The sequence below is a fragment of the Pseudomonas yamanorum genome (assembly GCF_013386765.1).
Lineage (GTDB): Bacteria > Pseudomonadota > Gammaproteobacteria > Pseudomonadales > Pseudomonadaceae > Aquipseudomonas > Aquipseudomonas yamanorum_A.
On the sequence record NZ_JACARE010000015.1, the window covers coordinates 77,611 to 100,940 of the forward strand.

Annotated in this window: 20 protein-coding genes; 6 read left to right on the forward strand and 14 right to left on the reverse strand. The window is 60.8% G+C overall.

The annotated features are described in order from the left end of the window. Nucleotides 1–168 precede the first annotated feature (168 nt). From betA to betI, 3 genes are all read right to left on the reverse strand, one after another. The gene (betA, locus tag HX875_RS10710) at nt 169–1,872 is read right to left on the reverse strand and encodes a choline dehydrogenase (RefSeq protein ID WP_177043166.1); all 1,704 of its coding nucleotides are present in this window, start codon (nt 1,870–1,872) and stop codon (nt 169–171) included. A gap of 196 nt (nt 1,873–2,068) precedes the next feature. Further along, nucleotides 2,069–3,541 (reverse strand): betaine-aldehyde dehydrogenase, encoded by a 1,473-nt coding sequence (gene betB, locus HX875_RS10715; protein WP_177043167.1) that lies wholly within the window; start codon nt 3,539–3,541, stop codon nt 2,069–2,071. 61 nt (nt 3,542–3,602) lie between these two features. Beyond that, nucleotides 3,603–4,196 (reverse strand): transcriptional regulator BetI, encoded by a 594-nt coding sequence (betI, locus tag HX875_RS10720; RefSeq protein ID WP_177043168.1) that lies wholly within the window; start codon nt 4,194–4,196, stop codon nt 3,603–3,605. Between the two features lie 376 nt (nt 4,197–4,572). On the opposite strand from betI, the gene HX875_RS10725 reads away from it, so the two are divergent. Continuing rightward, nucleotides 4,573–6,507: a BCCT family transporter gene (locus HX875_RS10725; RefSeq protein WP_330213151.1), complete on the forward strand. Its 1,935-nt coding sequence runs from the start codon at nt 4,573–4,575 to the stop codon at nt 6,505–6,507. Nucleotides 6,508–6,663: 156 nt separating this feature from the next. On the opposite strand, the gene choV is transcribed toward HX875_RS10725, so the two are convergent. The 3 genes from choV to HX875_RS10740 all read right to left on the reverse strand — a co-directional run bounded on the left by choV (nt 6,664) and on the right by HX875_RS10740 (nt 9,699). Next, nucleotides 6,664–7,842 carry a choline ABC transporter ATP-binding protein gene (gene choV / locus HX875_RS10730; protein ID WP_177043170.1) on the reverse strand — a complete coding sequence of 393 codons (1,179 nt, stop codon included), beginning with the start codon at nt 7,840–7,842 and terminating at the stop codon, nt 6,664–6,666. Further along, the gene (gene choW / locus HX875_RS10735; RefSeq protein ID WP_003216909.1) at nt 7,839–8,684 is read right to left on the reverse strand and encodes a choline ABC transporter permease subunit; all 846 of its coding nucleotides are present in this window, start codon (nt 8,682–8,684) and stop codon (nt 7,839–7,841) included. Before choW ends, choV begins: the two co-directional genes overlap by 4 nt. A 67-nt stretch (nt 8,685–8,751) precedes the next feature. After that, nucleotides 8,752–9,699 (reverse strand): choline ABC transporter substrate-binding protein, encoded by a 948-nt coding sequence (locus tag HX875_RS10740; RefSeq protein ID WP_017476446.1) that lies wholly within the window; start codon nt 9,697–9,699, stop codon nt 8,752–8,754. Nucleotides 9,700–10,113: 414 nt separating this feature from the next. Between HX875_RS10740 and HX875_RS10745 the strand changes: the two genes are divergently transcribed. After that, a complete protein-coding gene (locus HX875_RS10745) occupies nt 10,114–11,490 on the forward strand; it encodes an L-serine ammonia-lyase (RefSeq protein WP_177043171.1) in 1,377 nt (458 codons plus the stop codon). Between the two features lie 555 nt (nt 11,491–12,045). Next, nucleotides 12,046–13,149, forward strand: coding sequence for a GlxA family transcriptional regulator (locus tag HX875_RS10750; protein ID WP_003216915.1), 1,104 nt, complete (start codon nt 12,046–12,048; stop codon nt 13,147–13,149). 119 nt (nt 13,150–13,268) lie between these two features. Here the strand turns inward: HX875_RS10750 and HX875_RS10755 are convergent, their stop codons facing one another. The 6 genes from HX875_RS10755 to HX875_RS10780 form a co-directional block, all read right to left on the reverse strand. After that, nucleotides 13,269–13,532, reverse strand: a complete 264-nt coding sequence (locus HX875_RS10755) for a hypothetical protein (protein WP_003216918.1) — start codon at nt 13,530–13,532, stop codon at nt 13,269–13,271. Between the two features lie 359 nt (nt 13,533–13,891). Further along, nucleotides 13,892–15,052, reverse strand: a complete 1,161-nt coding sequence (locus HX875_RS10760) for a gamma-butyrobetaine dioxygenase (protein WP_177043172.1) — start codon at nt 15,050–15,052, stop codon at nt 13,892–13,894. Between the two features lie 9 nt (nt 15,053–15,061). Continuing rightward, on the reverse strand, nt 15,062–15,538 hold the full coding sequence (locus HX875_RS10765; protein ID WP_177043173.1) for a thioesterase family protein: 477 nt from the start codon (nt 15,536–15,538) through the stop codon (nt 15,062–15,064). A 118-nt stretch (nt 15,539–15,656) separates the two neighbouring features. Further along, nucleotides 15,657–16,622 (reverse strand): L-carnitine dehydrogenase, encoded by a 966-nt coding sequence (locus HX875_RS10770; RefSeq protein ID WP_177043174.1) that lies wholly within the window; start codon nt 16,620–16,622, stop codon nt 15,657–15,659. A 141-nt stretch (nt 16,623–16,763) separates the two neighbouring features. Further along, complete coding sequence (locus tag HX875_RS10775) at nt 16,764–17,651, reverse strand: 3-keto-5-aminohexanoate cleavage protein (protein ID WP_177043175.1); 888 nt, start codon at nt 17,649–17,651, stop codon at nt 16,764–16,766. Between the two features lie 75 nt (nt 17,652–17,726). Then, nucleotides 17,727–18,671 (reverse strand): choline ABC transporter substrate-binding protein, encoded by a 945-nt coding sequence (locus tag HX875_RS10780; protein WP_076017815.1) that lies wholly within the window; start codon nt 18,669–18,671, stop codon nt 17,727–17,729. A gap of 192 nt (nt 18,672–18,863) precedes the next feature. On the opposite strand from HX875_RS10780, the gene HX875_RS10785 reads away from it, so the two are divergent. Beyond that, entirely contained in the window at nt 18,864–19,808 is a 945-nt protein-coding gene (locus HX875_RS10785; RefSeq protein WP_177043176.1) for a GlxA family transcriptional regulator, read from the forward strand. Between the two features lie 137 nt (nt 19,809–19,945). Here HX875_RS10785 and HX875_RS10790 read toward each other — a convergent pair whose 3' ends face one another. Both HX875_RS10790 and HX875_RS10795 read right to left on the reverse strand, forming a co-directional pair. Next, nucleotides 19,946–20,362 carry a DUF3010 family protein gene (locus HX875_RS10790; RefSeq protein WP_177043177.1) on the reverse strand — a complete coding sequence of 139 codons (417 nt, stop codon included), beginning with the start codon at nt 20,360–20,362 and terminating at the stop codon, nt 19,946–19,948. A 38-nt stretch (nt 20,363–20,400) separates the two neighbouring features. Continuing rightward, a complete protein-coding gene (locus HX875_RS10795; protein WP_177043178.1) occupies nt 20,401–21,558 on the reverse strand; it encodes an MFS transporter in 1,158 nt (385 codons plus the stop codon). Between the two features lie 239 nt (nt 21,559–21,797). On the opposite strand from HX875_RS10795, the gene HX875_RS10800 reads away from it, so the two are divergent. Both HX875_RS10800 and HX875_RS10805 read left to right on the forward strand, forming a co-directional pair. Beyond that, nucleotides 21,798–22,094, forward strand: a complete 297-nt coding sequence (locus tag HX875_RS10800; protein WP_177043179.1) for a helix-turn-helix domain-containing protein — start codon at nt 21,798–21,800, stop codon at nt 22,092–22,094. Beyond that, the gene (locus HX875_RS10805) at nt 22,091–23,329 is read left to right on the forward strand and encodes a type II toxin-antitoxin system HipA family toxin (RefSeq protein WP_177043180.1); all 1,239 of its coding nucleotides are present in this window, start codon (nt 22,091–22,093) and stop codon (nt 23,327–23,329) included. The genes HX875_RS10800 and HX875_RS10805 overlap by 4 nt, the downstream gene beginning before the upstream one ends. The last annotated feature ends 1 nt before the right edge of the window (nt 23,330 follow it).

The following is a 23,330-nucleotide window of genomic DNA, read 5'->3' on the forward strand; positions in this document are numbered from 1 at the left end:
GTAGGCCTGGGGCGGGGAGCGGATCAAGGAAAGTGTAGGCAGGCGGGAGGTCTTGCGGTGTCAGACAGGGCCTCATCGCGGGCAAGCCCGCTCCCACATTTTTGGTTTGTGAATACAGTCAAATGTGGGAGCTGGCTTGCCTGCGATGCAGGCACCTCGGTGTATCGGTTACTGCGCGGTAGGACCCACTTCACGCATCGGCTTGCCACGCACCGGCGCGTCGCCCGCTACGTAGTAGTCCGCCGTGCTGCGCGGCAGTGGCTTGCGGCCACGGATCTTGTCGGCGATTTTCTCGGCGATCATGATCGTCGGCGCGTTCAGGTTACCGGTGGTGATGATCGGCATGATCGAGGCATCAACCACGCGCAAACCCTGCATGCCATGCACACGGCCTTCAGCGTCAACCACGGCCATCTCGTCGGTGCCCATCTTGCACGAGCAGGACGGGTGGAACGCGGTCTCGGCGTGCTCGCGGATAAATTTATCCAGTTGCTCGTCGGTCTGCACGTCGATGCCCGGGCTGATTTCGCGGCCACGGTATTGATCCAGTGCCGGCTGTTGCATGATTTCACGGGTCAGGCGGATGCCGTCGCGGAATTCCTGCCAGTCCTGTTCGGTGGCCATGTAGTTGAAGAGGATGCTCGGGTATTCCCGCGGGTTCTTCGACTTCAGCTGCACGCGGCCACGGCTCGGCGAACGCATGGAGCCCATGTGCGCCTGGAAACCGTGCTCTTTCACACCGTTGCTGCCATTGTAGTTAATCGCTACCGGCAGGAAGTGGTACTGGATGTTCGGCCAATCGAATTCTTCACGGGTACGGATGAAACCGCCCGCTTCGAACTGGTTGCTGGCGCCGATGCCGGTGCCGTTGAACAGCCACTCGGCACCAATGGCCGGCTGGTTGTACCAGAGCAGCGACGGGTACAGCGACACCGGTTGGGTGCAGGCGTATTGCAGATACAGCTCGAGGTGATCCTGCAGGTTTTCGCCGACGCCCGGCAGGTCGTGGACCACCGGGATATCGAGGCTTTCCAGCAGTTTCGCCGGGCCGACGCCGGAGCGTTGCAGCAGTTGCGGCGAAGCGATTGCGCCGCTGCACACCAGGACTTCCTTGCGGGCGCGGGCTTCAACGCGCTCTTCGGCGGCGCCGATCAGGTAGCGCACGCCAACGGCGCGCTTGCCTTCGAACAGTACCTTGTCGGTCAGCGCGTGGGTGACGATGGTCAGCGTCGAGCGCTTCTTGGCCGTGTCCAGGTAACCGCGAGCGGTGCTGGCGCGACGGCCGTTTGGCGTCACGGTACGGTCCATCGGGCCGAAGCCTTCCTGCTGGTAGCCGTTCAAGTCTTCGGTACGCGGGTAGCCGGCCTGTACGCCTGCTTCAACCATCGCGTGGAACAGCGGGTTGTTGCCGGCCTTGGGCGTGGTCACGCTGACCGGGCCTTCGCCACCGTGATAGTCGTTCGGGCCGATGTCGCGGGTTTCGGCTTTACGGAAATACGGCAGGCAGTCGAGGTAGGTCCAGTTTTCCAGGCCCGGGAGTTTCGACCAGTTGTCGTAGTCCATCGCGTTGCCGCGGATGTAGCACATGCCGTTGATCAGCGAGGAACCGCCGAGGCCCTTGCCGCGACCGCATTCCATCCGGCGGCCGTCCATGTGTGGCTCTGGATCGGTTTCGTAGGCCCAGTTGTAGCGACGGCCTTGCAGCGGGAACGCCAGGGCGGCGGGCATCTGGGTACGGAAATCCAGACGGTAGTCCGGGCCGCCGGCTTCCAGCAGCAAAACGGTGACGCCTTCGTCTTCGGTCAGACGGGTCGCCAGGGTGTTACCGGCGGAGCCGGCACCCACAATGATGTAGTCGTATTCTTGGGACATTGAATGCACCCTCGTGAAAGTTGGTTCAGGCTGCTTTTGTGGCGAGGGAGCTTGCTCCCGTTCGACTGCGCAGCAGTCGCAAAGTCAGCGCTCGAGTTCTGTCTGAAAGAACTGCGGTACCTGGCATGGGGCTGCTTCGCAGCCCGACGGGAGCAAGCTCCCTCGCCACATGGGCCATGCCAGGCTCAATCAGGTTTTAGAACACCGAGGCGTAGTCGCCCAGCTCAACCTGTACCGATTTGATGCGGGTGAAGTTGTTCAGCGAGCTGATCCCGTTTTCACGGCCAACACCCGACTGCTTGTAGCCACCCACCGGCATCTTCGCGTCGGACTCGCCCCAGGCGTTGATCCAGCAGATACCGGCTTCCAACTGATGAATCACGCGGTGAGCGCGGTTCAGGTCGCGGGTCACCAAACCAGCGGCCAGGCCGAAGTCGGTGTCGTTGGCGCGGCGGATCACTTCTTCTTCGGTGTCGTAGGTGAGGATGCTCATCACCGGGCCGAAGATTTCTTCACGGACGATGGTCATGTCGTCGGTGCAGTCGGTGAACACGGTCGGTGCAACGTAGGCACCCTTGGCGTATTCGCCGTCGGTCAGGCGGTCGCCGCCGCACAGGACGCGTGCGCCTTCTTCTTTGCCTTTGGCGATGTAGCCCAGCACGCTTTCCATGTGGGCAAAGCTGACCAGCGGGCCAAAGTTGGTGTTGGCATCTTCCGGGTTGCCGATGCGGATGCGCGCAACACGCTCGGCGATCTTGGCTTCGAACGCGCCTTTGAGGGCGGTCGGAACAAACACGCGCGTGCCGTTGGTGCAGACCTGGCCCGAGCTGTAGAAGTTGGCCATCATCGCGATGTCAGCGGCGCGGTCGAGGTCGGCGTCGTCGAAAATGATCAGCGGGGATTTGCCGCCCAGTTCCATGGTGACTTCCTTGAGCGACGAGCTCGAAGCGCTGGCCATGACTTTCTTGCCGGTGTCGGTGCCGCCGGTGAAGGAGACTTTCTCGATGCGCGGGTGTTCGGTCAGCCAGGTGCCGACTTCACGGCCGCTGCCGGTCAGCACGTTGAACACGCCATCCGGAACGCCGGCGGCGGTGTAGATTTCAGCCAGTTTCAGGGTGGTCAGCGAGGTGACTTCGCTTGGCTTGAAGATCATCGCGTTACCGGCGGCCAGGGCCGGGGCGGATTTCCACAGGGCGATCTGGATCGGGTAGTTCCACGCGCCGATACCGGCTACCACGCCCAGTGGCTCGCGACGGGTGTAGACGAACGATGTGTCACGCAGCGGAATCTGCTCGCCTTCGATGGCGGGCACCAGGCCTGCGTAGTATTCCAGCACGTCGGCGCCGGTGACGATGTCGACGTATTGGGTTTCGGAGTACGGCTTGCCGGTGTCCAGGGTTTCCAGGGCGGCCAGTTCGTCGTTGCGCTCACGCAGGATATCGACGGCGCGACGCAGGATGCGCGAACGCTCCATGGCGGTCATGGCGGCCCAGATTTTCTGGCCCTTTTCGGCGCTGACCACAGCGCGCTCGACGTCTTCTTTAGTGGCGCGTTGCACGTTGGCGAGAACTTCACCGTTAGCCGGGTTGATGGCTTCGAAAGTGGCATCGCTGCCAGCGTCGGAGTAGCCGCCGTCAATGTAGAGTTTTTGCAGTTCGAAACGGGCCATAAAGTCCTCGCAAGTGCATAAGTGGTTGGCGCGGTTCGGGAGTTGAGCGTCTATGTGTGCTCTAACTCACCTGCTTGGCCAATTGGAAATCCATGTATTCGTAAGCGATCCGTTGCGCCTGCTCCGTGTCGAAAGCGTCTCCCGACAGGGCGCCGCGCAACCACAAACCGTCGATCAGGGCCGCCAGGCCTCGGGCTGCGCTGCGTGCATCGGACAGCGGCAGCGCGCGGCGGAACTGGCAGCACAGGTTGGAATACAGGCGGTGATCGTTGATCCGCTGCAACCTGTGCAATGACGGGTGGTGCATGCTAGTGGCCCAGAAGGCCAGCCAGGTTTTCATCGCCGGGCCGTTGACCTGGCTGGCGTCGAAGTTGCCTTCGATGATCACCTGAAGATGGGCCCGCGGGCTGTCATCTTTCAGCGCCAACCGGCGCTCGGTGACGTTCTCGATCAGGACGTTCATCAGGTACCGCATCGTGGCGGCGATCAGGCCATTCTTGTCCTGAAAATAGTGACTGATGATGCCATTCGAGACACCGGCCAGACGGGCGATCAGCGCAATGCTGGCATCCCCCATTCCGACCTGATCGACCGCAGTCAATGTGGCTTCGATCAACTGCTGGCGGCGTATGGGTTGCATACCGACCTTGGGCATCGTGCACCTCTCCTTAGGCCTGCCAACGGGCGATAAACGTCCGTCGGCTTGTGGGCCAGTCTATTTTGTTTTGATTGAACGTTCAATCAACAAAGAATAAGATCTGCGACAAATGGTCGCTGCCTACAGGTATTTCCTACGTGTATGTGGCGCCACCTGACATCGGGAAAACCCATGAAACAGCCCGGCACAGCGGTTCGCCGTGGGTTCATGGTTTTTCGGGGTGTCTTTATACACCCGTCCGTCGACTGCCGAAAAATCGATGGCTCGGGTCATGCGTTGCCTTGTGTTTCTCTGCACTGCCCGGAGCATCTGTGCCATGAGTTCTGCCTCTCTTATAAAGACCCCGCCAGAAAAGGTGCGGGTCAACGGTTGGGTGTTCTACACCTCCACCGCGCTGATTCTGTTGTTGACCGCGATTCTGATCATCGCCCCGCAGGAAGCCGGCAGGATGCTCGGTGTGGCCCAAGCCTGGTTGTCGAAAAGCTTTGGCTGGTACTACATGGTCGTGATCGCCGCCTACCTGGTGTTTGTGGTGGGCCTGGCGTTTTCGTCCTACGGTAAATTGAAACTGGGCAGCAAGGACGACACCCCGGACTTCAGCTACGGCGCGTGGGCCGGCATGCTCTTCTCGTCGGGCATCGGCATCTCGCTGCTGTACTTCGGCGCTTCCGAGCCGCTGGACCACTACTTCAACCCGCCTGAAGGCGCGTCGGCCACCGGCGAAGCCGCACGCCAGGCGTTGCAGCTGACGTTCCTGCACTGGGGCCTGCACGGCTGGGCGATCTACGCACTGGTCGGCCTGGCCGTGGCGTACTTTGCCTACCGTCATAACCAGCCGCTGGCCTTGCGCTCGGCGTTGTACCCGCTGGTGGGCGAGCGCTGGGTGAAAGGCGCGGCCGGTCACGCAGTGGACGGCTTTGGCATGTTCGTGACCCTGCTGGGCCTGGTGACGAACCTGGGGATTGGTTCGATGCAGGTGTCGTCCGGGTTGGAAAACCTGTTCGGCATGCAGCACAGCAACACCAACCTGCTGATCGTGATCATCGTGATGAGCACCGTGGCGACCATCGCTGCCGTGTCGGGTGTGGAGAACGGCATTCGCCGCCTGTCCAACCTGAACATCGTGCTGTTCAGCGGCCTGCTGATTTTCGTGCTGCTGTTTGGCCCGACCCTGCACTTGCTCAACGGCTTCGTGCAGAATATCGGCGACTACATGAACGGCATCGTGCTGAAAACCTTCGACCTCTATGTGTACGAAGGCGACGCCGACAAGACCGAGCGCTGGATGGGCCTGTGGACCCTGTTCTACTGGGCCTGGTGGATTTCCTGGGCGCCATTCGTGGGCATGTTCATCGCGCGTATTTCCCGTGGTCGCACGGTGCGTGAACTGGTGGCCGGCGTGCTGCTGATCCCGCTGGGCTTCACCCTGGCGTGGCTGTCGATCTTCGGCAACTCGGCCCTGGACCTGGTGGTTAACCATGGTGCGGTGGAGTTGGGCAAGACGGCGCTGGAACAGCCGTCCATGGCGATCTACCAACTGCTTGAGCATTACCCGGCGTCGAAGATCGTGATCGGTGTGTCGATCTTTGTGGGCTTCGTACTGTTCCTGACCCCGGCGGATTCCGGCGCGGTGATGATGGCGAACCTTTCCTGCAAGGGCGGCAACGTTGACGAAGATGCGCCGCACTGGCTGCGGATTTTCTGGTCGGCGGTGATCACCCTGGTGACCATTGGGCTGTTGTTCGCCGGTAACTTCGAAGCCATGCAAACCATGGTGGTGCTGGCAGGTTTGCCGTTCTCGGTGGTGCTGGTTTTCTTCATGTTCGGTCTGCACAAGGCGATGCGCCAGGACGTGGCGATTGAGCTTGAGCAGGCGCAACTGGCCGAGCGTGGCCGTCGTGGTTTCAGCGAGCGCCTGACCGCCCTGGACCTGCAACCGAGCCAGGGTACCGTGCAGCGCTTTATGGACAAACATGTCACGCCGGCGCTGGAAGAAGCGGCGACTGCGTTGCGTGACCAGGGCCTGGAAGTGCAAACCCTGCTGGGCAAATCCAAGCGCTGCATTGGTGTGCGCATCGAGATGGAAGAGGGTAATCCGTTTGTCTACGAGGTGAGCCTGGATGCTTATTCGTCGGCACCGAACGATTTGCCCGAGGAAGAGCGCACGCGCTACTACCGCGCCGAGGTTTACCTGCACAACGGGCCTCAGGAATACGATCTGATGGGCTTTGCCCAGGAACAGATCACCCGGGACGTGCTCGATCAGTTTGAAAGCCATCGGCAGCTCCTTGGCCGTGTCTATAGCTGATGGATGAGCCGAGCGGCGCCTTCACTGGCGCCGCTGTTCCAAGGTTGGAATGGGGTCAAATGTGGGAGCTGGCTTGCCTGCGATTGCAGTGGTGAATTCACTGCAGCTATCGCCGGCAAGCCAGCTCCCACATTGACCCCGTTCCTTCAGGAGGATTTACCCCAGGTTCTTGCCCAGGAGGGCATGGTAGAGCTCGCTGTCACCCAGTATCCCCACCACCTTGTCGTTGTCCTGCAGCACCAGCTTGTTGCCGGTCTGATAGCGAATCTGCAACGCCTCACGCATCCCGATATTGGAATCCACCAACGTCGGCATCCGCCCCAAACCTTCCACCGATTGCCCCGGAACCCAGTTCTGCAGGTTCAACGGTGTACCGTTCTGCCGTGCGCCCTTGATCACGTTGCCTTCGGCCAGGTCCAGCCACGAGTCGCCGCCCGGGTCGAGGCTGATGGAGCCGTTGACGCGGGTGCAGTTGTCCACCGTGCGCATCAGGCTGCGGCCACACAGCACATTCAGCGGGTTGGTGTGGGCCACGAAGGTGCGCACATAGTCGTCCGCCGGGTTCAGCACGATCTCTTCCGGCACGCTGTACTGGATGATCCGGCCGTCTTTCATGATCGCAATGCGGCTGCCGAGCTTCAGCGCCTCATCCAGGTCGTGGCTTACAAATACGATGGTCTTGCTCAGCTTGCGTTGCAGCTCCAGCAGCTCATCCTGCAAGCCCTGGCGGATCAGCGGGTCGAGTGCGGAGAAGGGTTCGTCCATCAGCAGGATATCGGCGTCCATCGCCAGGGCGCGGGCCAGGCCGACACGCTGCTGCATGCCGCCGGAAAGCTCGTCGGGCTTCTTGTTGCGCCACTGCGACAGGCCCACCAGTTCCAGCTTGTCGTCCACCAGCTTGCGCCGTTCTTTCTCGGGCCGGCCCTGCATCTCCAGGCCGAAGCTGATGTTTTCGCGCACCGTCAGCCAGGGCATCAGGGCGAACTTCTGGAACACCATGGCGATGCGCTGGGTGCGCATCATTTTCAGCTCGGCGGGGGTGCAGGAAGCGATGTCGATCTGCCGACCTTCATGCTCCACAAACAGCTTGCCGCGGCTGACCGTGTTCAAGCCGTTGATGCAGCGCAGCAGGCTCGACTTGCCCGAACCGGAGAGGCCCATCAGCACGCAGATCTCGCCTTTCTCCACATCCAGGCTGGCGTTTTCAACGCCGACAATCTGCCCGGTCTTTTTCAGGATCTCGTTGCGCGTCATGCCCTGGTCCAGCAGCTTGAGCGCCTCACGCGGGTCTTTGGAAAAGATCACGTCGACATTTTCGAATCGGATAATGCTCATGCATCACCCCCTACTTTGGCGTCGGGTTGTTTGCAGATGCGGTCGAGCATGATGGCCAGCAATACGATCGCCAGGCCTGCTTCAAAGCCCAGGGCGATATCAGCGGTGTTCAGCGCGTTGACCACCGGTTTGCCGAGGCCGTCGGCGCCCACCAGGGCCGCGATCACCACCATCGACAACGACAGCATGATGCATTGGGTAATGCCGGCGGCGATGCTCGGCATGGCGTGGGGCAGTTCGATCCGCGAGAGCAACTGACGGCGCGAGCAGCCAAAGGCCTTGCCGGCGTCCATCAACTCTTGCGGCACATCACGGATACCCAGGTAAGTCAGACGGATAGGCGCGGCAATCGCAAACACCACCGTGGAAATCAGCCCGGGCACCACACCCAGCCCGAAGAGGGTCAGGGTAGGGATGAGGTAGACGAAGGTCGGTACGGTCTGCATCAGATCGAGCACCGGCCGCATCAGGGTGTAGAACATCGGTTTGTGCGCGGCAACAATGCCCAGCGGCACGCCGATCACCACGCAGACCAGGGTGGCGAACAGCACCTGCGCCAGGGTCTCCATGGTTTCCTGCCAGTACCCCAGGTTCAGGATCAGCAGGAAGGAGGCGATGACAAAAACGGTCAGGCCCCATTTGCGTTGAATGAAATGAGCGAGCAGCGCAATCAGACCGATCAATGCCAGCGGATTGAACCAGGTCAGCGCGAACGTCACGCCGTGGATCATCGTTTCCAGGGTCGATGCGATTGCGTCGAAGTAGGCGGCCCCGTGTTGGGTCAACCATTCAACGAAGGCAGCGATGTACTGGCCTAGCGGGATTTTATGTTCAGTCAGCATGGTAGTGAATGTCCACATGCGAAGAGGAAAAACATCCCGGGCCAGCGTACCGGCCCGGGGTCAGCGGTTACTTGGCGAGGTAAGCTTTGACGGCCTCCAGTCCTGGTTTGCCATCGACAGTGGTCACACCGGCCAGCCAGGTGTCGAGCACTTGCGGGTTCTTCTTCAGCCACGCCTTGGCGGCTGCGTCAGGCTTCATTTTGTCGTCCAGGACGTTACCCATCAGGGTGCTTTCCATGTTCAGGGTGAACGACAGGTTTTTCAGCAGCTGGCCCACGTTGCTGCATTCCTGGGTGTAGCCCTTGCGAACGTTGGTGTAGATGGTGGCCTGGCCGTAGTTGGGGCCGAATGAATCATCACCCCCGGTCAGGTACTTCATCTTGAAGCGGGTGTTCATCGGGTGCGGTTCCCAGCCGAGGAACACGATGGCCTGGTCGCGTTTGGTGGCGCGTTCCACCTGCGAGAGCATCCCGGCTTCGCTGGATTCGACCACTTTGAAGCCTGCGGTTTTCAGGCCGAAGGCGTCTTTGTCGATAAGGGTCTGGATGGTGCGGTTACCGTCGTTGCCCGGCTCGATCCCGTAGATCTTGCCGCCCAGTTCGTCCTTGAATTTGACGATGTCGGCGAAGTCTTTCAGGCCCTTGTTGTACAGCGCTTCCGGCACGGCCAGGGTGTACTTGGCGTTTTCCAGGTTGGCGCGCACGGTTTCCACGGTGCCGGCATCACGGTACTGCTTGATGTCGTTTTCCATGGTCGGCATCCAGTTGCCGAGGAAGATGTCCATGTTCTTGCCGTCGGCCAGGGACTTGTAGGTCACCGGGACGGAAATCATCGTGGTGCGGGGTTTGTAGCCGAGGCCCTTGAGGACTTCGCTGGTGGTGGCGGTGGTGACGGTGATGTCGGTCCAGCCGACATCGGAGAAGTTGACGGTCTGGCATTGCGCCGGTTCTGCAGCGTGAGCCAGGACTGGCAGACTCAGCATGGCGGCCAACAACAACGACGGGGAACCTTTCATGGGGGTGGACTCCTGGTGTTTTTCTGGCGGCAATAACACCGCGCTTATAGGTGTTGCGGTTGGGCGTGCGGCACAGCTCTGCCACGCAACTGTGCAAACGAGTCGAGACTGATCATGTACCAGTGAAAATCTGACGCCTACAGGGGGCGTCGTATCCAGTACAGGGATGGTCGTATCCAGTGTCGGTGACGTCGCTTACAGATTTTTTCCACGACAAAACTGCACTTTTTACCGATCTGCACCGCAAAAAACGGCCAAAACGTCGCCTTCCACAACAGCGGCGCTGATGAGCATGGGTACGTCGGTGTGAGACGCCGTGACGGCGAGTAAAAGCTTGATGATGCCGCCATCTGGGCGATCTGAGCGTAGCAGCTCATTCAAGCCCGGCCCGTTCACCTGCGGAGTTTCACGGCAATGGCTATCAGCGTTTTCGACCTGTTCAAGATCGGCATTGGGCCTTCGAGTTCTCACACCGTCGGCCCCATGCGCGCCGCGGCGTTGTTCGTTCAAGGACTACGTGAACGTGATGTGTTGGAACAAGTAACGCGCGTTGAAGTTCAGCTGTACGGCTCATTGTCGGCCACCGGCATCGGTCACGGCAGCGACAACGCCGTGATCATGGGCCTGATGGGCGAGTGGCCGGATGCGATCGATCCGTCGCAGATCGGCATCCGCATCGAGACCCTGCGCGAGACCAACACACTGCTGCTGGACGCACGTTTGCCGGTGCCATTCATCTGGGCGCGGGACATGCGTTTGATCGATGAAAACCTGCCGTTCCATCCCAATGCCATGACCCTGGTGGTGTTCGGTGACAACGGCGAGCTGCACCGCGACACCTACTACTCCGTAGGCGGTGGATTTGTGGTGGATGAAGCCCAGGCCGCCAGCGGAGTGGCAGACATGGACCGCACCGAGCTGCCCTATGATTTTTCCAGTGCGGTGGAATTGCTCCAGCTGTGCAAGACCCACAACCTGCGGGTCGCTGAACTGATGCTGGCGAATGAAAAAACCTGGCGCTCGGAGGAAGAGATCCGCAGCGGCCTGATGAAGCTGTGGCGCGCCATGCAGGATTGCGTGGAGCAGGGCCTCAAGCACGAAGGCATCCTGCCTGGCGGCCTCAATGTGCGGCGCCGTGCCGCCAAGTTGCACCGCAGCTTGCAGGAGCTGGGCAAGCCGAACGTGATCGGCTCGACCTTGAGCGCGATGGAATGGGTCAACCTGTTCGCCCTGGCGGTGAATGAAGAAAACGCCGCCGGCGGGCGCATGGTCACGGCGCCGACCAATGGCGCGGCGGGGATCATCCCGGCGGTGCTGCATTACTTCATGAAGTTCAGCGAAGAGGTGACCGAGGCCAACGTCGTCGACTATTTCCTGGGGGCGGCGGCGGTGGGCATCCTGTGTAAAAAGAACGCGTCGATCTCGGGTGCCGAAGTCGGTTGCCAGGGCGAAGTCGGCTCGGCGTGCGCCATGGCGGCGGCGGGGCTGGCGGAGATCCTTGGTGCGACGCCGGAGCAGTTGTGCAACGCGGCGGAGATCGGCCTGGAACACAACCTCGGCCTGACCTGCGACCCGGTAGGCGGGCTGGTGCAGGTGCCGTGCATCGAGCGCAATGCGATTGCCGCGGTGAAGGCGATCAATGCGGCGCAGATGGCGCTGCGGGGTGATGGCCAGCACTTTATCTCCCTGGACCGAGTGATCCGCACCATGCGCGATACCGGGGCGGATATGCATGACAAGTACAAGGAGACATCGCGGGGTGGGTTGGCGGTGAGTGCTGTCGAGTGTTGATCCCGCTTTTATGTGGCGAGGGAGCTTGCTGTGGCGAGGGAGCTTGCTCCCGCTGGGCTGCGTAGCAGCCCCAAAATCTTGGGAGCGCTTCGCACTCCAGCGGGAGCAAGCTCCCTCGCCACAGCAAGCTCCCTCACCACAAAAGAACGACGCTGCGCATAAAGTGAACACCCGAACCAAAAGCGCCACCTTTTAGCGCGTCGCAATTAGATAAGTAGCTCCCGAACGATTTCCTGCCGTTACCACCCGTCACCCGTGCGTGTGGTGACAGACTTTTCCTACGTCGTTTCTCTCCCTTCCCACAAGTGATACCGAACTGCTCACACACCTTGAGCCTGCGTTCTCTCCTGCCTTTTTCGGGTCATATCCCCCACTCCATGCGCGGGCTTATATAGACACGTCATGAGGTCGTTTTCAGGAGTTATTGAATGTGCATTCAACTTTAGGCATGGCATTTGCTCTATCAATTCCAAAGCCTCTCTCCTGACCGGGATGAGCGCAATAACAAGAGCCTCGCCTGAGGCCATCACCCGCTTTGTGTGAGGAGATACCGCGATGACGTCGTTCAACTCCGGGGCTCAACCCCAGAACCGTGCGCCTCAATCCATCGGCTTTTTGCTGCTGGACAATTTCACGCTGATTTCCCTGGCCTCCGCAGTCGAACCCCTGCGCATGGCCAACCAACTCTCCGGCCGCGAGCTGTATCGCTGGACGACGTTGAGTGTGGACGGAAACCAGGTGTGGGCCAGCGACGGTCTGCAAATCACCCCCGATGCTTCCATGCACAAAGCCCCGGCCCTGGACACTGTGATTGTCTGCGGCGGCGTGGGTATCCAGCGCACTGTGACCCGTGAACATGTGTCGTGGCTGCAAAGCCAGGCGCGCCAGTCCCGTCGCCTCGGCGCGGTGTGCACCGGCAGCTGGGCCCTGGCCTGCGCCGGCTTGCTGGACGGTTTTGATTGCAGCGTGCACTGGGAATGCCTGGCGTCGATGCAGGAAGCCTTCCCGCGCGTGGCGATGAGCACACGCCTGTTCACCCTCGACCGCAACCGCTTCACCAGTTCGGGCGGCACCGCGCCGCTGGACATGATGCTGCACCTGATCAGCCGCGACCACGGCCGTGAATTGTCGGCGGCGATCTCCGAGATGTTTGTGTACGAGCGCATCCGCAACGAACAGGATCACCAGCGTGTGCCGCTCAAGCACATGCTTGGCACCAACCAGCCGAAACTGCAGGAAATCGTCGCGCTGATGGAGGCCAACCTGGAAGAGCCGATCGACCTCGATGAACTGGCGGTGTACGTCGCGGTTTCCCGGCGTCAGCTGGAGCGGCTGTTCCAGAAATACCTGCACTGTTCGCCGTCGCGCTACTACCTGAAGCTGCGCCTGATCCGTGCACGGCAGTTGCTCAAGCAAACGCCGATGTCGATCATCGAAGTGGCGTCGGTGTGCGGGTTTGTCTCCACGCCGCACTTCTCCAAGTGCTACCGCGAATACTTCGGCATTCCGCCGCGGGATGAGCGCGTGGGTTCCAATACCACGCAGCAGGTTGCGATGATGCCGATTCCCCAGGCGCTGGTGTTGTCACCGTTGTCCGGGCCGTTGTCGGCGTTGAGTCAGGCCAGGAATGAGTCGACGTTTGCGAGTGTCAGGCTCTAACACCACCTGGCTTTTGTGGCGAGGGAGCTTGCTCCCGCTGGAGTGCGTAGCGCTCCCAGGATTTTGGGGCCGCTTCGCAGCCCAGCGGGAGCAAGCTCCCTCGCCACAAAGTAGGTGTGTCAGGCGCCAGAGTTCTGCCTGAACTGCACCAAGGCCGGCAACAACTGCTTGTCGATCGCCTGCCTCACCGCCGGCAAAATCGTCGCACTGCCGGTGTACATCTGCTCAACCATACCCTTGAGCGCCTTGGCCCGGGCCGCGCTCAAGCCGCGCACCGCACATTCACAAGCCTGCTCGGCGGTCGCGCCGCTGGACACCTCGAAACCCAATGACCGCAGCTGGCCCAGCAGGTCATCCTGGTCAATCAAATCCGCGTGCATCATGACGTTTATCCTTGTTAGGGGAGCGGGAGACTGAGGTCGATTCTGGTAGGCCGCCACCGAGTCGGCAAGGCCTGAATGCACGAATGTCCGGCACACCTATGAACAGGTCGTTTTCGGCTAACTCGAAGGGGAAGGGAGTGTGCACACTGGAACCCAGCAAGCAGCTTGAAGGTTTGGTCACCCTCGGGATGCGCAGCTCACACAAAGCACTCTGCCCCGATCCAGTCACGGCTTGATCGGGGCTTTTTTTGGCTGGGATTTGTGGGGTTGCAACTGGCCTCATCGCAGGCAAGCCAGCTCCTACAGTTTGATTTGTGAACACCTTCAAATGTGGGAGCTGGCTTGCCTGCGATGGCGGTCTACCTTTGCAACACCAATATCCGGGACAACAACTCATCCCGGTCGATATAGCAGCCCTGAAAATGCCGCGCCCCGGACGCCGGATCAAACGCATTGCGCGCATGCAGCGTGCGGCGATTATCGAAGCACCACAGCTCGCCCGGATTCAGGCGTTTGACCAACCGAAAACGCTCCTCCCGAGTCATCGCAATAAACCGGCGATACGCGCGATACAACAACGGCATCTGCGCGACTGGCGCCTCAAACGGCCCACGCAAAAAGTTGGCCATGCGAATCTCGGCGACCTCACCCAGCGCATCCAGCGCAATGATCGGCGCCAGCCGACGATAGTCGCTGTGGCGGTCCTTGTTGCGAAACTCCACGGGTATCTCGCACAGCGCACGAAAGGCCTCCGGGTCTTCATCCCGCAGCGCCCGGGCAATCGCGAAACCATCGACAAAAATACTCTCGCCACCGTCGGCGTCGTTCACCAGGCAATGCAGGAATTGCAGCCCCGGTTGCAGCTCGCGCGTTGGCAAATCACTGTGCAGCGGCAGGTTGAAAGCGGTGTAGGCGTTGCTGTCGGCATCGGCCTTGGATTGCACGTTGAACAACACGCCGAAGTTGCTCTCGCGGATAAATGAAATGCGCTTGGCAATCAGCGCCAGCGAGCCGGGTTCGGTGGGCACGCCGCGTACTTGCGTAAGGCCGCTGTCACGCAGGGCCAGCAGCCATTGCAGCAGGGCTTTCGGGTCTTCCATCAGCGCCGCGTAGTCGAATACGGGCAGCTCAAACGTACGGTCCCAGAGCCGGGATTTCGGCTTGGCAGCCCGGCGTTCAGCGCGGGATTCATCGTCGTAGGCATGCGCCCGCAGCCAGCCGGGATCGTATTGGCTGCGATGCCCGCCGCTCCATTCCACCGTCAGCAAACCCTGCTCGATTCGCGCACCGAGAGCCGTGAGGTTTTCGTCCACGTCGACGATTTCCAGCACCTGTTCACGGGTCACGCTGTAGACGCAGAGGGGGCAAGGGCAGTTGTCCCGCAGCCACTGGTGATGGAACGGGCTGACCCGCCCATCGGCCCATTCCACGCTGAGGTGATCACTGTGCACCTGCACAGCGGCCAGGTCGCTGATCAGCGGGTAAGTACGGAAGTCGGCAACAGCGGCGGCGGTTTGCATGGCGATTCCTTATTTTTGGGGTGGCAGTCCAATCACGCGGCCGAGCAGGGCGGGCCTGGGCAGGTCGATCTGTTCGGCGCTGATGGTCGCGAGCTTGCCCAGCACCGCCTCGCTGAACGGCGCGGAATGCGGGCCGGCGAGGTCGACGTGGAGCAGCATTTGCTCGTTGCCGGCCAGCTCCTTTTCGTCGCCCACCCGATGCAGGCTGTGATAGAGGTGCAGGCGCTTGCGGTCGTGGGCGATCAGTTGGGTGTGCACCTCGACGTCGGCGCCCAGCTTCACTTCGTGCAGGTAGTTGAGGTGCAGTTCCAGGGTGAACAGCGAGTGGCCGCTGGCTTCGCGGTTTTCGCTGTCCAGGCCGAGGGTGTCCATCAGCGCATCGGTGGCGTAGCTGAAGATCAGCAGGTAGAACGCATCACGCAGGTGGCCGTTGTAGTCGACCCACTCGGGGAGGATTTTGGTGGTGTAGGTGGTCAATGCGGCCATGGTTCGGTTCCCGGTAGGTACTCGGTCAAAATGTGGGAGCTGGCTTGCCTGCGATGGCGGCAGTGAATCCAACATCGCTATCGCAGGCAAGCCAGCTCCCACAGAGAATCAAAAGCTGTTATTCAGCGAAGGTCATACCGTGTTTTTCCTTGGTGGTCTTCACTGCCTCCAGCACCGCCAGCAGGCAATCATCACGATAGCGCTCCAGCGCCGAAATGCTGTGTTTGCCCAATTGATCGCTGGTGCCATCCACCACATCGTCAATCAACTTGTCGGTCAGTTCCGGGGCCGGCAAGTAGGTCCACGGCAACTGCAACGCCGGGCCGAACTGCGCCATGAAGTGCCGCATCCCTGCATCACCGCCCGCCAGCGTATAGGTCAGGAACGTGCCCATGAACGACCAGCGCAAACCAGCGCCAAACCGAATCGCGTCGTCAATTTCGCCGGTGGTTGCCACACCATCGTTGACCAGGTGCAACGCCTCGCGCCACAAGGCTTCCAGCAGTCGGTCAGCGATAAACCCGGGCACTTCCTTACGCACATGCAATGGGCGCATGCCGAGGGATTCATACACCTTGATCGCTGCCTGAATGGCTTCTGGCGCAGTGTTTTTTCCGCCCACCACTTCTACCAGTGGCAACAGGTAAACCGGGTTGAACGGATGGCCTACCACGCAACGTTCCGGGTGCGTGGAGCTTTCGTAAAATTCACTCGGCAACAGGCCCGAGGTGCTCGAACCGATCAATGCGTTTGGCTTGGCCGCGGCGCTGATCTTGCTGTGCAGTTCCAGCTTCAACTCAAGGCGTTCCGGGGCGCTTTCCTGAATGAAGTCGGCGTCTTTCACGCACTCTTCAATGGTGGCGACAAAGCGCAGGCGGTCTTGGGAGGCGCCGGGTGCCAGGCCCTGTTTTTCCAGAGCGCCCCAGGCGTTGGCGACACGTTTGCGCAGGGCCGCTTCGGCACCGGGGGCCGGGTCCCAGGCGACCACATCCAGCCCGTGGGCGAGGGCGCGGGACACCCAGCCGCTCCCGATAACGCCACTGCCGAGGGCGGCAAAGGTTTTGATTTCGGTGATAAAGCTCATGGCAAATTCCTAAAGAGTTCGGTGATCAATGTGGGAGCTGGCTTGCCTGCGATAGCGGTGTGTCAGCAGCTGTATTCGGAGCAGGTGTACCGCGATCGCGGGCAAGCCCGCTCCCACAGGGTTCGGTGGTGTTCGGGACAGTCAGCCGCGTTTGGTCAAGCCCATCTTCACGCGGCCTTCGGCCGGGGTCATGACCCGTGCACCAAGGCGGCTGAGGATCTCGCTGGCGCGTTCCACCAGTTGGCCGTTGGTGGCCAGTACGCCCTTGTCCAGCCACAGGTTGTCTTCCAGGCCGACCCGTACGTTGCCGCCCAGCAGCACCGCTTGCGCCGCCATCGGCATCTGCATGCGACCAATCCCGAAGCCGGCCCATACCGCGTCTGCCGGCAGGTTGTCGACCATGGCTTTCATGGTGGTGGTGTCGGCCGGCGCGCCCCACGGGATGCCCAGGCACAGCTGGAACAGCGGGTTGTCGAGCAAGCCTTCCTTGATCATCTGCTTGGCGAACCACAGGTGACCGGTGTCGAAAATTTCCAGCTCGGCCTTGACGCCCAGCTCCTGGATTCGCTTGGCGCCCGCCCGCAGTTGGGCCGGGGTGGAGACGTAAATGGTGTCGCCGTCGCCGAAGTTCAGGGTGCCGCAATCGAGGGTGCAGATTTCCGGCAGCAGCTCTTCCACGTGGGCCAGGCGGGTCAGCGGGCCGACGAGGTCGGTGTTGGGGCCGAACTCCATGGGGTTCTCGCCGCCCCCGATTTCCAGGTCGCCACCCATGCCGGCGGTGAGGTTGACGATGATGTCGACGTCCGCCTCACGGATGCGCTCCATCACTTCACGGTACAGCGCCACGTCGCGGCTGAACTTGCCAGTTTCGGGGTCACGCACGTGGCAATGCACCACGGTGGCACCGGCCTCGGCGGCTTCCACCGCAGCGGCAGCGATTTGTTTGGGAGTGACCGGCACGTGTGGGCTTCTGGCGGTCGTGTCGCCAGCACCGGTGAGTGCGCAGGTGATGATGACGTCGTGGTTCATGAGGCAGGTTCCTTACAGGCGTGGTGGTGCCGTTCGCGGTCGAAAGTGACCGCGAAACGGTGATTCAAAAAACGGTTATTTGCTGGTCAATTGCAGGTTGGCGGCGGCCGGCTTGCCGTCGAAGGTGGTCACGCCTTCCAGCCAGCGTTGCTGGTCTTGCGGGTGGTCCTTGAGCCATTGCTTGGCCGACTCGAAAGCGTCCTTGTGATCCAGCAGCGGCTGCATCATTCGGCTCTCGTCGGCGGCGGTGAAGGTCAGGTTGCTCAGCAACTTGTGCACGTTGGGGCACTGCTCGGCGTAGGTCGGCGAAGTGACCGACCATACGGTGGCCATGCCTTCGTTCGGGCCCAGGGCATCATCGCTGCCGGTGAGGTAAGTCATGGCCACGTTGACGTTCATCGGGTGCGGCGCCCAGCCGAAGAACACCACGGCTTCCTTGCGGCGCACAGCGCGGTCGACAGCGGCGAGCATGCCGGCCTCGCTGGACTCCACCAATTGGAACTTGCCGAGGCCGAACTGATTCTTGGCGATCATCGCCTTGATCTGGGTGTTGGCGCCCGAGCCTGGTTCAATCCCGTAGATCTTGCCGCCCAGTTCCTTCTCGAACTTGGCGATGTCGGCGAAGGTTTTCAGGCCCTTGTCCGCCAGGTAAGTCGGCACCGCCAGGGTCGCGCGGGCGTCTTCCAGGGACGGCTTGTCGAGCACCTTGACCTGCTTGGCGTCGACAAACGGGGTGATGGTCTGGGTCATCAGCGGGTTCCAGTAGCCCAGGAACATATCCAGGCGCTGGTCGCGGATCCCGGCAAAGATGATTTGCTGGGACGCGCTGGTCTGTTTGGTCTTGTAGCCGAGGCCGTCGAGCAATACCTGGGTCATGGCGCTGGTGGCGATTACGTCGGTCCAGTTCACCACGCCCATGCGCACGTTCTGGCAAGAAGCCGCATCGGCTGCCATGACGTTGGTGCTCAAAATGGCGCTGGCGCTGAGTGCGAGCACGCAGCGGCTGATCAGTCGGTTCATGGTGGATCCCTCGGCAGGTTGTTATTGTGGGTTCCGGCGTCTTTGTGCGCCGTGCAGCCAAGTTACGCAGCTTGGAGCCCGATAAAACGCACGGCGGCGACCCACTCTTGCACTGCAGCGACCTGCCCCCTTGAATGACCGATTGAACTGGCGTATCACAGTGACACGCTGCCCGTCCTACGAGAGCGCTCCATGTCCCAGGATTTCTACTTTCTGCTGATGCCGGGTTTCTCCGCCATCGGCTTTATCTCGGCGATCGAACCGCTGCGGGTTGCCAACCGCTTTCGTGGTGAGTTGTACCGCTGGCATGTGTTGAGCGCCGACGGCGGCGCGGTGCTGGCGAGCAATGGCATGTCGGTCAACGCCGACGCCGCGCTGGAACCGTTGAAGAAAGGCGCCACGTTATTGGTGGTGGCCGGCTTCGAACCGCTGAAGTTCGCCACGCCCGCACTGGAACACTGGCTGCGCCGCCTCGACCACGACGGCGTGACCCTCGGCGCCATCGATACCGGCGCCTGTGTCCTCGCTGAAGCCGGCCTGCTCGACGGCTACCGCCTGACTCTGCACTGGGAAGCCATCGACGCCTTCAAGGAATCTTATCCACAGCTGACGGTGACCCAGGAGCTGTTCGAAATCGACCGTCGGCGCATCACCTCGGCGGGCGGCACGGCTTCCATCGACCTGATGCTCGACCTGATCAGCCAGGCCCACGGGGCGGAGTTGGCGATCCAGGTGTCCGAACAGTTTGTGCTCGGCCGCATCCGCCCGCGCAAAGACCACCAACGCATGCAGATCGCCACGCGCTACGGCATCAACAACAAGAAGTTGGTGCAGGTGATCGGCGAGATGGAACAGCACACCGAACCGCCGCTGAGCACACTGGCGCTGGCGGAGACGATCAAGGTGACGCGGCGGCAGTTGGAGCGCTTGTTTCGGCTGCACCTGAACGACACACCGAGCAATTTCTACCTGGGGTTGCGCCTGGAAAAGGCCCGGCAGTTGTTGCGCCAGAGCGACCTGAGCGTGCTGGAGGTGAGCATTGCGTGCGGGTTTGAATCGCCGTCGTATTTCACCCGCAGTTACCGGGCAAGGTTTTCCAGGTGCCCAAGGGAGGATCGGCGCCGGGAGGCGGTGTAAGCACCGCTCTTGAGAACAACAAAGATCAAATGTGGGAGCTGGCTTGCCTGCGATAGCGGTGTTTCAGTGCCAGATGTACTGGCTGATACACCGCTATCGCAGGCAAGCCAGCTCCCACAGTGGATTTGCGGTGTGGCTTATTTCTTCACCAGTGCCGAGCATGCCGCTTTAAACGCCTCATGCTGATACTTGTTCAACGTCGCAGGCAGACCAAAGTCGTGCTTCTTGTTCTGCGCATTGATGGTCTGCGGCGACAACAGCGTCACCTCCACACCCTCCAGCAACTGAAACACCCCTTCAATCTTGAACGTGGTCGGCCCACCGGCGAATTCGCCTTTCTTGCTGCGCTTCTTGATGGCGATCCGAGTGATCGAATTTTCCCGCACAAACGCACTCACCTGAGCGGCGAAGGCCTTGACGTTGGGCGCCTCATCGTCGTCTTCAAGGGCGATTTTCTTGGTGGCCAGGGCAACGTGGCTCAGTGCCTGGCCGTCCAGCGAGGCGACGGCGATGATGGCTTCACTGCCTTTGATTTCGATGCCGCAGATAGTCATGGAGTCGCCTTGGAAAAGTGGAGAAGGCGCGAATGGTATCAGGCTCGACGCGGTTGGCGCGCTCCGGCCATCAGGCTCAGGCACGCTGCCGCCAGGGCTGATGCCGTCACCAGAGCACCCACCAGCGGCGTGATTTCCAGGCTGCCGTTGGCGATTACCACACCGCCCAGTGCCGCGCCCAAGGCCACGCCCAGGTGCATCGCCGAGGTATTGATCCCCACATTGGCCTCGCCGAACCCTGGCGCGGTGTGCAGCAAGTAGTTCTGCACCACCGGCGAGATGGTCCAGCTCAACGCCATCCACAACGCGTACAGCGCCAGGAAGCTCGTCAGCGACCCGGTGGCCCATGGCAGCAACGCCATGACCAGGGTGAACAGCGCCGGGATCAGTACCAGCGCGCGCTTGAACCCGAGCCGGTCCGACAGCCAGCCGCCGCAATAACCACCGCAGATGGCTGCGATGCCGAAGAATACATAGAGATAGCTCAAGGACACGCCATGGATGCCCATGGTCTGTTGCACGTAGGGCGCGAGGTACGCGAACAGCACAAAATGCCCGGTCAACAACATCACCGACACCAGTTGCGCCAACAACAGCTTGGGAACCGCCAATTGGCGACAGTAATCACGCAAAGAGGTGGGCGGGCGGCTGGCAAACGTCGGCAGGCTGAGGCGCAACAGTGCGGCAATCACCACCGCCAGCAGTGCCAGCAGCAGGAACGGCGCACGCCAGCTCAGCGACTCACTTACGGCAATACCCAGCGGAATCCCCAGCACCAGCGAACCGCTGATGCCCATGAACACAATACCGATCGCCCGGCCACGCAAGCGCGCATCCACCAGCGACGCCGAGAGGGTTGAGGCCAGCACCACCACCAACGCACAACTGGCCGCGCTGATGATGCGACAGACCAGCAGCATCCAGTAATTCACCGCCAGCCCTGAGCCCAGGTTGCCCACCGCAAACGTCAGCAATGCGGCAATCAGCAAGGTGCGCCGTTCAATACGCGAGGTCAGCGACAGCAGGGGCGCGGCGCACAGGGCAAAGGTCAGGGAAAACACCGCCGTCAGCTGCCCGGCAGCGCTCAGGGTGACGCCCAGCTCCCGGGATAACAGCGGCAGAATCCCCCCCACCAGATTTTCATCGATACCGGCGGCGAAAGCGGCGAGGGCGAGGAGGTAGATGCGTGGGTTCATGGGGCGGCATTGGTAGAAATGGGCGCTGATCATGGCGGGCAATGTGATTGACTGGCAAGTCAACAAAGCTGCTCGGGGCCGGGCCGGAAGGTAAAGGCTCAGAAAAATTATGATATATAAAGGATGAAATATTGTCCTTTATGCTCAATATTTTTTGATTACAGATAGCCTGTTATCCATTATGGTTTTGTTATTTTTATCGCTGCTACACTTGCTCACACTCCACCGGAAGTCGAACCATGGCCCTTACTCATATCCTTTACGCCCCTGGTGAAATCGCCCTGCAGATCGCCGGTAACGCCAAAGCGCTTCGGTTGAGTAAAAACCTTTCTCGACGTGCGCTGGCGACCAAATCCGGGGTGCCCGAGTCCACGATCAAGCGTTTCGAGACAACCGGTAAGGTTTCCCTGGACGCGCTGTTATTGATCGCGATGAGCCTGGGCGTCGGCGAGCAAATGGCGCAACTGTTCAGCGCGCCAGCACCGGTCAGCCTTCAAGAACTGAAAAATCACACCAGGCTTCGAGGTCGTCAATGAAACCGGTCACCGCGCTCCACGTCATGTTGCAAGGTTCCCGGGTGGGTGAGTTGGTCGATATCCCCCGTAAAGGCCTGTATTTCTCCTTTGACCCGAGCTGGCTGTTGAAGGGTTTCAACCTGGCGCCCCTGCACATGGAGTTTTCATCGAGGCCCCAGCTGGCTGCGGACACCACGCTGTTCAATGGGCTGCATGGCGCCTTCAGCGACTCCCTGCCCGATGGTTGGGGGTTGCTGCTGATGGATCGTTTCTTTCGCCGCTCAATGGCGATTGAGCGGCATGCATTGGGACCTTTGGACCGATTGGCCTACATGGGCGACCGGGGCATGGGAGCATTGGAATACGTGCCTATGTTCGAGAAGGATCCCGATCAGGCGGCCCTGGATCTGGCCTCTCTCTACCAGGCTTCCCAAGACGTTCTGTCGGGTGAAACCTGCGAAGTGATTGAATCGTTGCGTTTCGCCGGTGGTTCCCCCGGCGGTGCCCGTCCCAAGGCGGTCATCGGGCTGTCGCCTGACAAGTCCCGGGCCATTTCTTCATTTGGTGAGATGCCGGATGGATACGAACACTGGTTGATCAAATTCCGCAGCCAGGACGAGCATCGCGACAGCGGAGCGATCGAGCAGGTATACGCAATCACGGCTCGTAGTGCCGGCGTCGAAATTTCCGCTTCGGACTTGTTAGAGGTCCGGACACCGACAGGCATTGAGCGCTTCTTTGCCACTCGCCGTTTTGACCGTGACGGCGCCACCCGGCGGCATATGCTGACAGCCGCTGCGATTCTGTACGCAGACTTCCGCATGCCCAGCCTGGATTATGGCGACCTTTTGCGCCTCACGTTCGCGGTTACCAAGGATGCCAGCCAGGTACAGAAAATGGCGCGGCTGATGGTGTTCAACGCGCTTGCCCACAACCGGGACGATCACGCTAAAAACTTCTCGTTCTTTGGCGCAACCAGTGGCTGGCAGATGGCGCCAGCGTATGACCTGACATTTTCCAGCACCAGTGGTCGCGGCAATGAGCACACCACGGCGTTTGCAGGCGCCGGCTACCCGACACGCAAGGTGATCACCGAAGTCTGCAAGCCATTCAGCTTTCTGGAGCCTGAGCTTTACATCGAGCAGACCCTGGACGCGTTATCGCAATGGAATCAGCACTGTGCCGACTTCGAGGTCGATAAGGACCAGCGGGAAAGTGTGCTGCTGACGCTTAACTCGGTGTGGAAAGACTTCTAAC